Raw genomic sequence first — 14,277 nt, 5'->3', positions numbered from 1 at the left:
GCGGCCGGTGCCGCGGCCGGCGCCGATGCTTCGGCCGCGGGGGCGGCGGGCGCCTGGGCGAAGCCGGACGTACCGGCGCCGAGCAGGCTCAGGCCCAGCGCGAGTGAGACAAGGAATTTTTTCATTTCGGTTTGTTCTTTCGTGCCTTGCGTGTCACAGGGCTTCGCGGCCCGTTTCACCGGTGCGGATGCGCACGACCTGCTCCAGGTCGTAGACGAAGACCTTGCCGTCGCCGATCTTGCCGGTGCGCGCAGCGCTTTCGACCGCTTCGATCACGCGCTCCACCAGCTCATCGGCCACGGCGGCCTCGATCTTGACCTTCGGCAGGAAGTCGACGACGTACTCGGCGCCGCGGTACAGCTCGGTGTGGCCCTTCTGGCGGCCGAAGCCCTTGACCTCGGTGACGGTGATGCCCTGCACGCCGATCGCAGACAGCGCCTCGCGCACTTCGTCGAGCTTGAATGGTTTGATGATGGCTGAGACCAGCTTCATGATGTTTCTCCTGCGGATGAAAGGGACAGCGCAGCCCCGGGCCACGCCTTCTATGACTAGAGCGTCTTGGTCAACATGACAATGAAACGCGTCGCATTCGGCGAGAAGGTGGTCTGGCCGATCGGTCCGAAGACCGTTCCCGTGGGGATGCCGGGCGTGGCGATCAGGTTGAAGGCGCTTTGGTTGTTGCCCCCCTGCACCGAGCCGGCCAGGGCCAGGCCGCTGCCGAAGTCGTAGGACACGCCCACGTTGTAGTCCAGGTAGTCCTTGTAGCCCAGGCTCTTGATGTCGCTGGTGAAGAAGGTGTAGCCGATGGCCGTCTTGAAGGTCAGCTTGGGCACGATCTCCTTGGCGTACGCCAGGTTCAGGTAGCCGGTGTTCTGGCCGTCCAGGCTCGAGCCACGCTTGTTGCCGGCGTAGTTGAAGTAGTCGTTGGAGACGGTCCAGGAGTACTTCGCAGTGAACGCGCCGAAGGTCTCGTCGGACCACGTACCCGCGCCGTAGATTTCGGTGGTATTGCCCGCGGTATTGCCGGGGTAGTAGTACTGATAGACGCCGACGTCCCAGTCAATCGGGCCGCCCTTGAATTTATAGCCGCCGTAGAAGTCCATCTCGACCGAGTTGCCGGGCAGCCAGTTGACGCTGGAGTTCCAGTTGCCGACATAGAAGCCGCTGTCCCCGAAGGCATAGTCGATGCCGCCCTGGATGGCGGGCTTGAACCAGCTGGTCTTGGCAAAGCCGTTGCTGCCGATGACGTCCTGGTCCTGGCCGCGGAACTTGTAGTTGGTGGTCAGCGAGACGTTGCCCGTGAGATTCGGCGCCGGTGCCGCTGGTGCGTCGGCGGCGGCGGCCTGCGCGCTGGCGAGCATCGGCAGGGCGGCAAGCGCGCCCACAGCCAGGATCTGGACGGATTTACGGTGCATCATCTAGCGGACTCCTCGGGGGTGTTTTGAAGTGAGTTGGAGTCCAGTTCAAAGCAGGGAGCGTGCCAAAGCACCCAACCCCTCTGCGGTCAGGGTTGGCGCCGGACGCACTTGGTCACAATGAAGAACAAGAGGTGGACGCACCATCTTGGTGAAAGAGCGCGAAATGAGCCTGTCATTGGTGCAGGGCCGCGCCTTGTTGGGCCTCGGAGCGGCCAGTGTCACGGTCGAGGTGCATCTGGCCGACGTGGAGATCAAGGAAGCCCGCGGGCGCGTCCGGGCGGCCCTCCAGAGCGCCGGCTGGAGTTCTCCACCCACCATCGCACCACGGTGAACCTGGCGCCCGCCGACATCCCGGTCCGACCTGTCTGCCCCATCACACGCGCAGTCGCTTGCTCTCCTTCAAAAGCGGGCTGATTCCAAGAAGCTTGTCAGTGCGCTGCCTGCCACACCCCGGGGCGCCAGGCTTGTCCGCGTGCCAGCACGACCAACGAAGTCCTCGCTGCTTTAACTTGAAGTTATGGATCAGCCACAAAAAGTGATGCGACTGCACAAGCAAAAATTCCTACGATACGAGCGGCCTCTTGAACGGCGCGCACCTCCGCAGTTGGGCGAGTCGACGTTCTCACACATTTCCAACAATCGAGGGTTCTATGAAACGATGGGCTTATGCCACCAGGACAGTGGCGTTGTTCAGTGCGTTGACGGTCACAGGCGCCGCGTTTGCCGCGTTGCCCGCGAAGCTCAACGCCGCAACGAGTGGCGATCTACCGCCGGTTTCATTCACCAACCCGGCGAATCAACTCGACGGCTACGACGTACAGGTCGCGCACTTCGTCGCCAGCCATACCGGCATCCCGATGCAACTGGACAAGCTCGACTTCAAGGGCATCCTGCCGGGACTGCAGACGGGCCGCTTCGATATCGTTTTCTCGAACGTCAACATCACCCCTGAGCGCACTGCGATCTTCGACTATTCGATTCCCTATTCGCGCTCCGCTGTGGTGGTCGTTGCGCGGCAAGGCGCGACCGATGTGAAGAGCTTCAAGGATCTGAAAGGCAAGCGTGTCGGCGCGATCGCCGGTGCGAACGATGGCGAGATGCCGGCCCGGGACATCGAAAAGCAATATGGGGCGTTCGAGGTGTTCAAGGGTTACGGCGGCTATGTCGAAATGTTCACGGATCTCGCGGTCGGCCGGCTCGACGCCATCGTCGCGCCGGATACCTCTGCCGCCAACCTGCTGCGCCAGCGGCCCGGCCTCGCATCGATCGTCGGCGACCCCTATCGCGTCCGCTTTGTCGGGGCGCCCATGCCCAAGGGTTCGGCCGAGTTGAAAGCCAAAGTCGATGACGCGATCCGCGCAATGAAGAGGGAAGGCCTGCTGGACAAATGGGGCAAGCAGTATTTCGGCATCGACAACTACAGCTCCCAGCTTACGGAGAACCCGAAGTGATGTCGCGGCAACACTGTTCGAGCGACTCTCCAGGCGTGCACGGGACTCCCCTATGAATATCGATTTCGTACAAGTCCTGCCGTACCTGCCGGTCCTGCTCAAGGCTTCGCTGCTCACTATTTTCCTGGCCGTGGTGACGCAGGTTTGCGGCACCGCGTTCGGCCTTGTGCTTGCTCTGGGGCGTGACTCGCGTCATGCGGCTGTGCGCAGCGCCGCCTTTGTCTACATCTGGATCTTCCGGGGTACGCCGGTATTGCTGCACCTCTTCTTCGTCTACTACGCGGCGCCCATGTTCGGCTTGCGGCTCGAGGCGCTGCCATCGGCCATCATCGCCCTGTCGATGAGTTCCGCCGCCTACAACGCCGAGATCATCCGCGCCGGGATCCACGCGGTGCATCGCGGCCAGCTCGAAGCGGCGCAGGCGGTCGGCATGGCCTATCCGCGAATCCTGCGTCGCATCATCCTGCCGCAGGCAACTCGGATCGTGCTGCCGCCCTACATCGGCAATTTCATCAGCCACACGAAGAATACTTCTCTGGCTTCGGTGATCACGGTGCCCGAACTGATGCTGAGCGCGCAGACCATCTACAGCAGCACGTATCGCGCAGTCGAAATTCTCACCATGGCCGGCGTCATCTACCTCGCCATGACCACCGCGCTGACGCTTTTCCAACTCTACGTCGAACGTTCGACGGTCGAGCGGCGCGGGCTGCCAGCGCGTCGAAGGCGTGCACTCGGTCTCGGCGATGCAACCTCGGAGGCCTGAGATGAACCATGCACCCATGATCCAGCTACGCGATCTCTACAAGCATTTCGAAACCGTGAAGGCCCTGAATGGCGTGGACCTGAGTGTCCAACGCGGCGAGGTGGTCTGCCTGATCGGCCCGAGCGGCTCGGGCAAAAGCACCTTGCTGCGTTCGATCAATTACCTGGAACGGCCGACACGCGGCGAAATCGCCATCGACGGCCAGACTGTCGGCCATGTGATTGAAGCAGGCCGGAAATCCAGACCGATGTCCGGTCGAGAACTGGCGCGTCTGCGCTCGGACGTCGGAATGGTATTCCAGATGTTCTACCTGTGGCCGCATCTGTCGGTGCTGGAAAACGTGATGCTCGGCATGGTCGAGGTCCGGCGCACGCGCGTTATGGATGCCGCGAAACGCGGTCGCCAGTTGCTCGCCAAAGTTGGCCTGGCCGGCAAATACGAGGCGTATCCGGAGCAACTGTCGGGCGGCCAGCGACAGCGCGTCGCCATTGCCCGCGCCCTCGCGATGGAGCCCAAGGTCATCCTCTTCGACGAACCGACTTCCGCGCTCGACCCTGAACGCGTCGGCGAAGTGCTGGAGACCATGGAAGCCGTCGCTGCCGAGGGCATGACGATGATCGTCGCGACGCATGAAATGGGGTTCGCCCGCCGTGTCGCAGATCGTGTCGTTTTCATGGACGAAGGTCGCATTGTCGAGATGGGCAGTCCCGAAGAAATCTTCGACAGGCCGCAAAGCGATCGGCTCAAGCAATTCCTCAACAAGGTACTGCATTGACGCCCACGCCATCCAAAGAGTGTTCTGCAATGTCCGATTTCGATCTGGTCGTACGCAACGGAAGTGTGTTCATCGACGGCGGCCTCGAGCGCGTCAACATTGGCGTGAGGGACGGCCGTATCGCGGCGCTGGACCGTGCCCCACTCGATGCCAGGAACATGCTTGACGCCTCGGGCAAGCTCGTGCTGCCGGGCGGAATCGACGTGCATTGCCACATCGCGCAGATGACCTCGACCGGCGCCACCACCGCCGACGACTTCTACAGCGCGACCGTCGGCGCCGCATTCGGCGGCACCACCCTGGTCATGCCCTTCGCTGCGCAACATCGGGGCGATTCGCTGCGTGAGAGCGTGGCCGCTTATCGCAAGCGCGCCTCCGGCCGCGCGGTGGTCGACTACGCCTTCCACATGATCGTCACCGATCCAAGCGAAAAGGTGCTCAAGGAAGAACTGCCTGCGCTTGCGGCGGAAGGTTTCACGTCTGTGAAGCTCTACATGACCTACGATGCGTTGCGCCTCGACGACCGGCAGGTGCTGGAGACGCTGCTGCATGCGCGACGGCTGGGTGTGTTGCCGATGATTCACGCCGAAAGTCATGACGTGATCGGATGGCTCACCGAGCGCCTGCTCTCGCTGGGCTACCGGCAGCCCAAATACCTCGCCCACGCAAGGCCCGCGCTCACGGAGCGCGAAGCCACGCATCGCGCGATCACCATGGCGGAACTCCTCGACATCCCGATCTTTGTGGTCCATGTGTCATCTGCTGCTGCGGCCGCCCAGATCGCCATCGCGCAGATTCAGGGGTTGCCGGTCTTCGCCGAGACCTGCCCGCAGTATCTGTTGCTGACGGAACAGGATCTCGACCGGCCGGCGCACGAGGCGGTCAAGTATTGCTGTTCCCCGCCTCCACGCGATGCGAGCGATCACGAAGCACTTTGGGACGGGTTGCGCGACGGCCTGTTCTCGTGCTTCTCGTCCGATCACTCGGTGTTCCATCTCGACGGTCCGCAAGGCAAGCGCCAGGCCGGCGAGGATCCGCCCTTCAACAAGATACCGTACGGTTTGCCGGGGCTGGAAACGCGACTGCCCCTGCTGTTTTCCGAGGGCGTCACCAAGGGTCGGATCTCGCTCGAACGGTTCGTCGAACTCACGTCCGAGGAACCGGCGCGGCTGTTCGGCCTCGAGGGGCGCAAGGGCAGGATCGCGCTCGGCGCGGATGCGGACCTCGTACTCTGGGACCCGCAGGCCGAAGCGACGCTATCGGCCGCGACCCTGCATGACGGTACCGGCTACAGCGTCTACGAAGGGACCACCGTACGCGGCATGCCGGTGACCACGCTCAGCCGCGGGATTGTCGTTTGCCACGAGGGCGCCCTCCTCGCTTCGGCCGGCCATGGCAAGCTGGTTCCCTGCGACAGGATCGCCGCGGTCGGTGCACGGCCCGCGCCTCAGCCGTGGCTCGCGTGAAAGCCTCGCGATGACTGTCCTGATCACCGGCGGCTCGGGGTTTGTCGGCTTGAATATCGCCGAGCGCCTGCTCGCACGCGGCGACACGGTGGTCGCGTTTGGGCCTGAGCCGCCGCCCGCGGCGGCGATCGAGCAATTCGGCCGGCTTCCGGGGACCTACCTGTTCGAATCCGGCGATGTCCGCGACTGCGATTCGATTGCCAGCGCCTTGCATCATCACGAAGTCACGCGTCTCATCCACGGCGCAGCGATCACTGCGGGCCTCGCGCGTGAGCGAACACAGGCGCGCGTGATCGCCGAGGTCAATCTGATCGGCACGCTCAATGTGCTCGATGCGGCTTGCACGGCAGGCCTCCTTCACGTCGTTCACTTGAGCAGCGGCGCCGTGTTCGGCACGGGTGGCCATGGGCGGGAAAAGCTGGTTGAAGATCGCGACATGCCGGAGCCGGATTCACTCTATGGCATCACGAAACACGCGGCCGAGCGCGCCGCGTTGCGCTACCGTGCCACGCGAAGCCTCAAGGTGACGGTGGCCCGGCTCGGCGTCGTGTTCGGTCGATGGGAATATGACACCGGCATGCGCGACACGCTGAGCATTCCGCTGTTGCTCACGCGGCTCGCAGAAGCACGGCAGACCGCGCGCTTCTGCGCCGATTTGCCGGACGACTGGATCTACTCCATCGACGCCGCCGATGCCATCATCGAGATTGCCAAGGCACCCGACCTGCGGCATGCCCTCTATCAGATCGGCACCGGCGAACGCTGGTCGCCGACCGCGTGGTGCGAGCGGTTGTGCCGCGTGCATCCGGGTTTTTCACATGAACTCGTTGCGCGACGCGACGAGGCCAACGTCGGCGAGCACGCGCCGTCTGCAAGGCCGCCATTCTCGATCGAACGCTTGCGACAAGACCTTGGGTTCATGCCGAGCTATGGCGAAGCGGCCGCCCTGTCCGACTACCTGGCCTGGCGGTCGAGCATGCGTGAGAGGTCTGCGCAGGGCGGCGAGGTCGTCTGATTCTCACGATTTCGCCGATCCGCTTGCGCTCCGGCGCGTCAGACGCTCTGCAGATACCCACCATCGACACGTACGATCGATCCGGTCATGTATGACGCCCGATCGCTGGCGAGAAAGGTCACCACGTCGGCATATTCCGATGGTGAGCCGTAGCGCGCCATGGGGATCGAGCCGACGCTTTCGCTGACGACGTCTTCGATGGGACGATTTTCGCGTTTCGCCTTCGCCTCGTCGAGAAAGCGGATCCGGGCGGTGGCAATTCGACCTGGCAGGATCATATTGACGGTCACGTTGTCCGCGGCGACCTCGCGCGCAAGCGTTTTCGACCAGCCGACCAGCGTCATCCGCAACGCGTTCGACATGGCAAGATTGGGGATCGGCGCAATGATTCCCGACGACGAACTGGTGATCACCCGACCCCACTTCCGGGCGCGCATGCCTGGCAAGACCCTGTCGGTGAGGCCGATCACCGACAACACCATCGCGTTGAACTGTTGGGTCCAGACCTCCGGCTCAATCCCGCTCGCAGCGGACGGCGGCGGCCCACCTGTGTTGTTGATGAGAATGTCGACCGGTCCGAGTTCCTGCTCGATCCGCGACACGTGCTGATCGATCGCAGAACGGTCGCCCAGGTCGAAGCAGAACGTGGCGGACACTCCACCCGCCGCCGCGATGCTCGCCGCGGTCGCCGCGAGCGCCTTTTCATCGATGTCCGCCAGCGCGACGATCACGCCCTCCTGCGCGAGCTGCAGGGCCATCGCACTGCCGAGTCCGCCGCCGGCGCCAAGGACGAGCGCGACGCGCCCGGAAATTTTCAGATCCATGAACTGCTTTCCTTATCGATTGAGTATCTGACCGAGAAACGCTCGAGCGCGCTCTCCCTTTGGCATCGAGAAGAACGTTTCAGGTGGCGCCTCCTCGACGATTTCACCCTTGTCCATGAAGAGAATCCGGTCCGCGACCGTGCGCGCGAAACCCATCTCATGCGTGACGCAGACCATGGTCATGCCTTCACGCGCCAGCTGCAGCATGACGTCGAGTACCTCCTTGATCATCTCCGGATCGAGTGCCGATGTCGGTTCGTCGAAGAGCATCATCTTGGGTTTCATGCACAGCGCCCGGGCGATCGCCACGCGCTGCTGCTGGCCGCCCGAAAGTTGAGCCGGATAACGATCAGCCTTGTCGCCGATGTGCACGCGGTCCAGGAAGTAGCGCGCTGTTTCTTCAGCGTCCTTCTTCTTGATGCCGCGAATTTTCATGGGCGCGATCATCAGGTTTTGCAGCACCGACAGATGCGGAAACAGGTTGAACTGCTGGAACACCATGCCGACCTCACGGCGCACAAAGCTGATGTTGCGCCGGCTCTCGGTGATGCTCACGCCCTCCACCAGGATCTCGCCCTGCTGGTGTTCTTCCAGTCGGTTGATGCAGCGGATCATCGTCGACTTGCCCGAGCCGGATGGCCCGCACACGACGATCCGCTCGCCGCGCTGCACGCGCACGTTGACATCCGACAAGACCTGCATTTCGCCAAACCATTTGCTGACGTGGCGCAGCTCGATCATGGCCGGCTGATCAGTGGGAACTTGCGGAGTGTGTTCAGGGGTGCTCATCAGATTCATCTCTTTTTTCTTCAGGCGGCCATCCAGCCGCCATCGACCATTAAGTTCTCGCCAGTAATGAAGGCCGCTTCGTCTGAAGCGAGAAAGAGCGCGGCGCTTGCGACATCGTCGGGGCGCCCCAAACGCGGCATCGGCGTGCGTGCCTTCGAATACTCGAGTGCTTCCGCCGAAGCGGCCAAGCCCGGCTTGCCTGTGATGACCTTGCCCGGCGCAACCGCATTGCAAATGATTCCTTGATCTGCGTAGTCGACCGCGACCTGGCGTGTCAGATACGCCACGCCCGCTTTCGACGTGCCATACGCCACGTTGCGCGGCGCGCAGACCATCCCATGCTGCGAAGAAATGTTGACAATCCGGCCACGCGCTTCGTGCCGAATGTCTTGATCGAGCATGACCTTGACGGCAGCACGCGACATCAGGAAGACGCCCGTCAGATTCACTGCCAGCACCCGATTCCATTCATCGATACTGGTTTCCAGCAACGGCTTGCCGGCGCTGATGGCGGCGTCGTTGACGAGCACATCGAGCCGGCCATATCGCCTCACGGCACACGCGACCGCTGCCGTGGCCTCGTGTTCCTGCGCCACATCGGTACGGATGAATTCGACTTCATGCCCATCGGCGCGCAGCATTTCCGTGGTCGAGACGCCGCCTTCGCGGACAGCTTCGGTGATATCGGCAAGCACGAGGCGTGCGCCCTCACGGGCAAACCGCTGCGCGATCGAGCGCCCGATGCCGGAGGACGCGCCCGTAATGAGCACGCACTTGCCCTCGAGACGCTTCATTGGCTCGCTCCGACAAGTCGCTCGCCTTCGCCCCGGCTGCGCGCCTCGCGCCACGCGAGATAGTCTTCGGCCGCGGCCGCAAGGTCGAAGCGGCAGCGGTGGTTCAGGTCCTTCGACAGCCGCGCAACGCTCAACGCGGGACGATCAACGGGCAGCGTGTATTGAATGGTGGCCTCTTCTCCCGGCGCGGCCGTGCGCCAGCGAATGCCCGGCAGATGATGCGCGAGCGCGGCACACCACTGACCCAAGTCAGTCAGGCAGCCGCCGCCGATCTGATAGACCGCATGGGGGAGCGTTTGCGCGCCCGCAATCAACGCGAGCGCGTGGACTGCATCGCGCGCATAGATCCAATCCGCAGTCATCGGCCGCGGCAGCACGATCTCGGCGCCTGCAAGGGCAGCCGACGTCACCTGATAGTGCGGACTCAGGCGCTCGCGTGCATCGCTGGCATGTTCCCACGGCCCGTACACCGGCCCCAGCCGTGCGATGGCCACATTCAGTCCTTGCAACTCGCCCATACGCAACGCCGCCTGTTCCGCCGCGAGCTTGCTGATCCCGTAGAGGCTCGTGGGCGCGGGCGCGGACACGTCCTCTTCATAGCAACCGGACGCAGCCGGTGCGCTGGCGCCGTAGATCGCAACCGAACTCACCACAACGACCCGCTTCACACGCGCACGGACGCATTGCTGCAGCAAGCCGATGGTGCCAAGTACGTTGACGTCGAAGATGCGTTCGGCATCGCCACGTTCGCGCTCCGGGCCAGGTGTGATCGCGGCCGTATGGACCACGCAGTCGATGGCCTCGCTTGCGAACACGGTTTCAAGATCGCCACCCGAACGAATGTCGCCGGGGATCATGCGAGCACCTGGCAAGGACGCCGCGAAGCGCTCGCTGTTGATTGCCGTCGGCAGATCGAAGAGAACGACTTGTTCGCCTGCCTGCAGCAATCGTTCCGCCAGCGCCAGCCCGACAAAGCCCGTTCCGCCTGTAATCAAGGTCGTCATCGGTCGCGCCCTAGCGGGCCTTCAGCATATGCCGCTCGAGCCGCGCCACCCAACGCGCCATCGGCCACAACAACACGAAGAAGATCACGGCGGCCGCGATCAACGGCGTCGGGTTATAGACCTGTTCCTGGGCGACACGCGACGAACGCAGCAACTCGGGCAGCGAGACAAGTGATGCAATGGACGTCGTCTTGATCAGTTCGAGCGAATTGCTCGCCAGCGGCGCGAGCACATTGCGTACCGCCTGAGGCAGGACGATATACGTGATCTCGCGAATCGGGCCGAAGCCTAGCGAACGTGCGGCTTCGCGCTGACCATGAGGAACCGATTCGATTCCAGCGCGGAAGATCTCCCCGTAATAGCCGGAATTGTTCAATGCAAGGGCCAGCACGACGGCCGTGAAGCTGCTCAGCTTGACGCCGAAAAATGGCAAGCCGTAGAAGATGAGTGCGAGCAGCACGACCACCGGAAACGACCTAAATAGATCGATGTACATCACGAGCGCGACATTCAGAGCGCGGCGATGAAAACTGTATGCCACGGCGATGGCGATCCCGAGCGCCATCGAAACGGGTGCGGCCACGAGGGACAGCAGAATGGTCAGCTTCAACCCTTGCAGCAGCAGCGGATAGACCTGCTGCAGGGATTCCAGGTTGAAGAAGTTGTCGAGAAATAGATCCATGCTGTACCTCAGTGTCCGTAGACCCGCTCAAGCCGGCGGCTCGCCACAACCAGAGGAATGAAGAACAGGAGATAGCACGCAGCCGCGAGCGTCAGCGGCGAAGGATTCGCCAGCATGCCGACGAGGCTCTGCGCTTGCCCGAGAACTTCCGGCAATGCCACTGCGGTGCCCAGCGCCGTACCTTTGCTGACCGCGATCGCCCGGTTTGTCACGAGCGGCAGGGACAGTCGCACGGCCTGAGGAAGAATGATGTCGAAGAGCGTACGGAAGGACCCGAAGCCGAGCGCCCGGGCCGCGTCCCACTGGCCGCGCGGCAGCGCCTTGATCGACGACCAGAATATCTCCGATGCAAACGCGGACAGCACCATGCCCAGTCCCAGCACGATGGTCACCATCGGCGACAGCCGAATATCGAGGTACGGCAAGCCGAAATAGATCAGCACCAGCACGACGAGTTGCGGCATCGTGCGGAAGAAGTCGACGTACGCAACGATCAGCGCATTGACGACACGCACCTCCATCGTCCGCACGATGGTGAGAAGCAGACCCAGGCCAAGGCCCACGACGATCACCAGCAGCGAGACCAGCACGGTGATGCCGAAGCCGCTGAGAATCAACGGCAGCGATTGACTGATGACGCTGGCGTTAAAGAAATTGTCAACGATGCGGTCCATACCACTCAGGCCCAAACAGTAGAGGAGACACCGGTGCGCGCGAGCAAACCGGTTTTCGTCGTCAGATGCATTTCAGCGTGTGCGGCGCAGCGTCGTAGCCCTTGAAACCCGGTGCACCATGACCCGGATAGATCGTCTCGACGGCCGAGCCCTTGACCGGCTCGCTGCCGTACCACTTCACGTAGAGCTTGCGCAGCGTGCCGTCTTGCTTCATGCATTTCAGTGCTTCGTCCACCTTGTTCCGGTAGGCGGCATCATCCAGTCGGAACGCATAGCCGAAATTGCGTCCATTGAAATCCTCGTAGCCGACCTTGACCGCCTTGTTGCGGCTGGCAGCGAACGCCACCGTTGGAATCTCGTTCAGGGCAGTGAATGCGCGCCCGGTGATCACGGCCTGAACCGTGTCGGGGAACACGTCGTAACGCTGGATGTTGAAGCCGTATTTCGCGGCGTTTTCCGTGGCCCACGTGTCCGAGATGGTTCCGCGATTGACGGCCAGATCCTTGCCCCTGAGATCTTCGAAGCTCTTCATCTGCTCGTTCTTCCGCACCAGGAAGCCGTTGCCGGTGGAAATGATCGGTTCGGTGAACAGCATGCGTTCGGCGCGCTCGGCGGTGATGTTCAACGGATTCACCGTGAATTCGATTCGCTTCGAGAACAGCGCCGCAAACAATCCGGAAAAATTGACGTCCATGATTTCCGCGCCCGGCCGGCCGATACGGCGCGCAATCTCATTGATCAGGTCGACGCCGAAGCCTTGAGGACCCGAGTCGGCGCGCGTCACCCAGGGCGCGACGCCAAAGTCGGTGCCGACGACGACCGGCTGATTGGCTGGATGATCGGTTTCGGCGGCGTGACTCATGGCACAGCCCAACGCCAGCAACATGGCGCCGCACACTGCGACCGCCCCAGGCAGGTTTTTTCCGAGGTTCATTTTTTCCGCTTTCTGAGTCAAGGTGAAAGAGCCTGAAGGGCTAGGGGTGAGGGTGCGTCGCATGCCAGTGACGCGCGATATCCGAGCGCCTGCACACCCAGACGCCATCGTGGCGTGACACGTGTTCGAGGAAACGACGCAGGCCGGACGCACGTCCCGGGTGTCCGCTCAGGCGCAGGTGCAGGCCCACCGACATCATCTTCGGTGCGTCGGCGCCCTCTTCGTAGAGCAGATCGAACGAATCGCGCAAATACTCGTAGAAGTCAGTGCCGGTCGCCATCCCGCCGCGAATGAACTTGGCGTCGTTGTTGACGAGGCCGTACGGCACGACGAGATGTGCGTTGCCAGCCGCTTCAGTCCAATAGGGAAGCTCGTCGTTGTAAGCGTCCGAGTCATACAGGAAGCCTCCCTCTTCGGCGACCAGCCTGCGCGTATTCAGGCTCGGACCGTAGCGGCAATACCAGCCCAGCGGACGCTCACCCACGCTCTGTTCGAGGCTCGCCACGGTGCGCCGGATACGCTCGCGCTCGGTGGATTCATCGAGCAGTTGATGCCGCTCCCAGCGCCAGCCGTGTGCACAGACGTCGTAGCCGTACTCGCGAATCGCTGCGCACGCTTCAGGGTTGCGTTCGAGCGCCAGCGCACAGGCAAACACGGTGGCGGGCATGCCGTAACGTTCAAGCAGACGCGTCACGCGCCAGAAGCCGACGCGGCTGCCAAATTCGAACATCGACTCGGCGGCGAGATCGCGACCGCTGAAGCCGCCGGCACCACCCTCGGTCAGCCCAGCCTCGGTTTCAGCATCGCCGTCACCGATGGAGGGCTCGCCGCCCTCTTCGTAGTTGATGCAGAAGTTCAATGCCAAGCGAGCGCCGCCAGGCCACTTCGGGTCAGGCGGGTTGCGGCCATAGCCGACGAAGTCGCGCGTATGCACTGCGAGTGCTCTGTCAGGATCCGACATTGGTGGCTCCCTGAGCGCCGCCGGATGAAAGCTTCACCCGCACCGGCATGCCGAGTTCAAAAAACGCGTCGTCATCGTTTTGGCCCGACAGCGTCGTCACGACCGCGAAGCGGGTCCGGCCATCGAGTACGGTCAAGCCGTGATGCCAGACATTGCGGCGATACGTGACGGCCTGATCGGCCTGCGCGATCAGCGCGCACAGCGTCGACAGGTCGGGACTTCCGTCAGCGGCGGCATGACACACCACCACCAGATATCGGCCGTCGTGGATTGGGATAAAGGTTTGCGACGCATGCGGATGCCGCTCGAGCTTTTCAACTTCAATCACGTCGCCCGCGACCTTGGACGGGTAACTGACCCACAGCGCAGGCTCGTTGGCGTCTGCGGACGACTCGAATGCGAGTTTGAAATGGTTGCGCCGCAGACCATTGGCAATGGCAATCACCTCGCCAAAGGGTGCGAAAGCTTCCGCGGTGAGAGGGCGGGGGGTCAACATGCGCGGCGAAGTATTTGGATCTTGCATATACGGTTTTGATGCTCCACGAATATCCACGCCAGGGGCATTGGCCCATGGCTCGAAGGCTCTGCCGGCAGCGGCTCTGGCACGTGCACCTGCAAGAGAATCCGAAGCACCATCAGATTGGATCACTTCAAATCCTGTGTGTCGCATGCTCATTTGTCGTCCTCGCATAACAACCGGTTATCGACATGCAAGCGTCTGCGT

16 protein-coding genes and 1 pseudogene are annotated in these 14,277 nt (G+C 62.6%); 6 read left to right on the top strand and 11 right to left on the bottom strand.

Features of this window, described 5'->3' with window-relative positions; genetic code table 11:
• Window positions 1-153: 153 nt before the first annotated feature.
• Window positions 154-492 carry a P-II family nitrogen regulator gene (gene glnK, locus AC1D2O_RS22630; RefSeq protein WP_478090065.1) on the bottom strand — a complete coding sequence of 113 codons (339 nt, stop codon included), beginning with the start codon at window positions 490-492 and terminating at the stop codon, window positions 154-156.
• Between the two features lie 56 nt (window positions 493-548).
• A complete protein-coding gene (locus tag AC1D2O_RS22625) occupies window positions 549-1,415 on the bottom strand; it encodes a TorF family putative porin (protein WP_478090078.1) in 867 nt (288 codons plus the stop codon).
• 166 nt (window positions 1,416-1,581) lie between these two features.
• Between AC1D2O_RS22625 and AC1D2O_RS22620 the strand changes: the two are divergent.
• The 6 genes and pseudogenes from AC1D2O_RS22620 to AC1D2O_RS22595 form a co-directional block, all read left to right on the top strand.
• Window positions 1,582-1,772, top strand: a pseudogene (locus AC1D2O_RS22620) (magnesium chelatase domain-containing protein); the annotation flags it as partial.
• A 296-nt stretch (window positions 1,773-2,068) separates the two neighbouring features.
• Window positions 2,069-2,869, top strand: coding sequence for a substrate-binding periplasmic protein (locus AC1D2O_RS22615; RefSeq protein ID WP_478090066.1), 801 nt, complete (start codon window positions 2,069-2,071; stop codon window positions 2,867-2,869).
• A gap of 52 nt (window positions 2,870-2,921) precedes the next feature.
• Window positions 2,922-3,635: an amino acid ABC transporter permease gene (locus AC1D2O_RS22610; protein WP_478090067.1), complete on the top strand. Its 714-nt coding sequence runs from the start codon at window positions 2,922-2,924 to the stop codon at window positions 3,633-3,635.
• A gap of 1 nt (window position 3,636) precedes the next feature.
• Complete coding sequence (locus AC1D2O_RS22605; RefSeq protein WP_478090068.1) at window positions 3,637-4,410, top strand: amino acid ABC transporter ATP-binding protein; 774 nt, start codon at window positions 3,637-3,639, stop codon at window positions 4,408-4,410.
• Window positions 4,411-4,439: 29 nt separating this feature from the next.
• Window positions 4,440-5,876 (top strand): dihydropyrimidinase, encoded by a 1,437-nt coding sequence (gene hydA / locus AC1D2O_RS22600; RefSeq protein ID WP_478157935.1) that lies wholly within the window; start codon window positions 4,440-4,442, stop codon window positions 5,874-5,876.
• 10 nt (window positions 5,877-5,886) lie between these two features.
• Entirely contained in the window at window positions 5,887-6,891 is a 1,005-nt protein-coding gene (locus tag AC1D2O_RS22595; RefSeq protein WP_478090070.1) for an NAD-dependent epimerase/dehydratase family protein, read from the top strand.
• A 38-nt stretch (window positions 6,892-6,929) separates the two neighbouring features.
• On the opposite strand, the gene AC1D2O_RS22590 is transcribed toward AC1D2O_RS22595, so the two are convergent.
• The 9 genes from AC1D2O_RS22590 to AC1D2O_RS22550 form a co-directional block, all read right to left on the bottom strand.
• On the bottom strand, window positions 6,930-7,715 hold the full coding sequence (locus tag AC1D2O_RS22590; protein WP_478090071.1) for an SDR family oxidoreductase: 786 nt from the start codon (window positions 7,713-7,715) through the stop codon (window positions 6,930-6,932).
• 12 nt (window positions 7,716-7,727) lie between these two features.
• Window positions 7,728-8,513 (bottom strand): amino acid ABC transporter ATP-binding protein, encoded by a 786-nt coding sequence (locus tag AC1D2O_RS22585; RefSeq protein ID WP_478090072.1) that lies wholly within the window; start codon window positions 8,511-8,513, stop codon window positions 7,728-7,730.
• A gap of 11 nt (window positions 8,514-8,524) precedes the next feature.
• On the bottom strand, window positions 8,525-9,298 hold the full coding sequence (locus AC1D2O_RS22580) for an SDR family NAD(P)-dependent oxidoreductase (RefSeq protein ID WP_478090073.1): 774 nt from the start codon (window positions 9,296-9,298) through the stop codon (window positions 8,525-8,527).
• Entirely contained in the window at window positions 9,295-10,302 is a 1,008-nt protein-coding gene (locus AC1D2O_RS22575; RefSeq protein WP_478090074.1) for an NAD-dependent epimerase/dehydratase family protein, read from the bottom strand. Before AC1D2O_RS22575 ends, AC1D2O_RS22580 begins: the two co-directional genes overlap by 4 nt.
• Before the next feature lie 10 nt (window positions 10,303-10,312).
• On the bottom strand, window positions 10,313-10,984 hold the full coding sequence (locus AC1D2O_RS22570; RefSeq protein ID WP_478090075.1) for an amino acid ABC transporter permease: 672 nt from the start codon (window positions 10,982-10,984) through the stop codon (window positions 10,313-10,315).
• 8 nt (window positions 10,985-10,992) lie between these two features.
• Window positions 10,993-11,658 (bottom strand): amino acid ABC transporter permease, encoded by a 666-nt coding sequence (locus AC1D2O_RS22565; RefSeq protein WP_478157934.1) that lies wholly within the window; start codon window positions 11,656-11,658, stop codon window positions 10,993-10,995.
• Between the two features lie 61 nt (window positions 11,659-11,719).
• Entirely contained in the window at window positions 11,720-12,613 is an 894-nt protein-coding gene (locus AC1D2O_RS22560; RefSeq protein ID WP_478157933.1) for a substrate-binding periplasmic protein, read from the bottom strand.
• Window positions 12,614-12,632: 19 nt separating this feature from the next.
• Window positions 12,633-13,553 carry an allantoinase PuuE gene (locus AC1D2O_RS22555; protein ID WP_477650405.1) on the bottom strand — a complete coding sequence of 307 codons (921 nt, stop codon included), beginning with the start codon at window positions 13,551-13,553 and terminating at the stop codon, window positions 12,633-12,635.
• Window positions 13,540-14,229: an ureidoglycolate lyase gene (locus AC1D2O_RS22550; protein ID WP_477650406.1), complete on the bottom strand. Its 690-nt coding sequence runs from the start codon at window positions 14,227-14,229 to the stop codon at window positions 13,540-13,542. The genes AC1D2O_RS22555 and AC1D2O_RS22550 overlap by 14 nt, the downstream gene beginning before the upstream one ends.
• Window positions 14,230-14,277 lie beyond the last annotated feature (48 nt).

It is taken from the genome of Variovorax sp. P1_G12 (assembly GCF_056405555.1).
The sequence above is the reverse complement of the archived record's forward strand: the minus strand, read 5'-3'. Positions and strand labels throughout refer to the sequence as shown.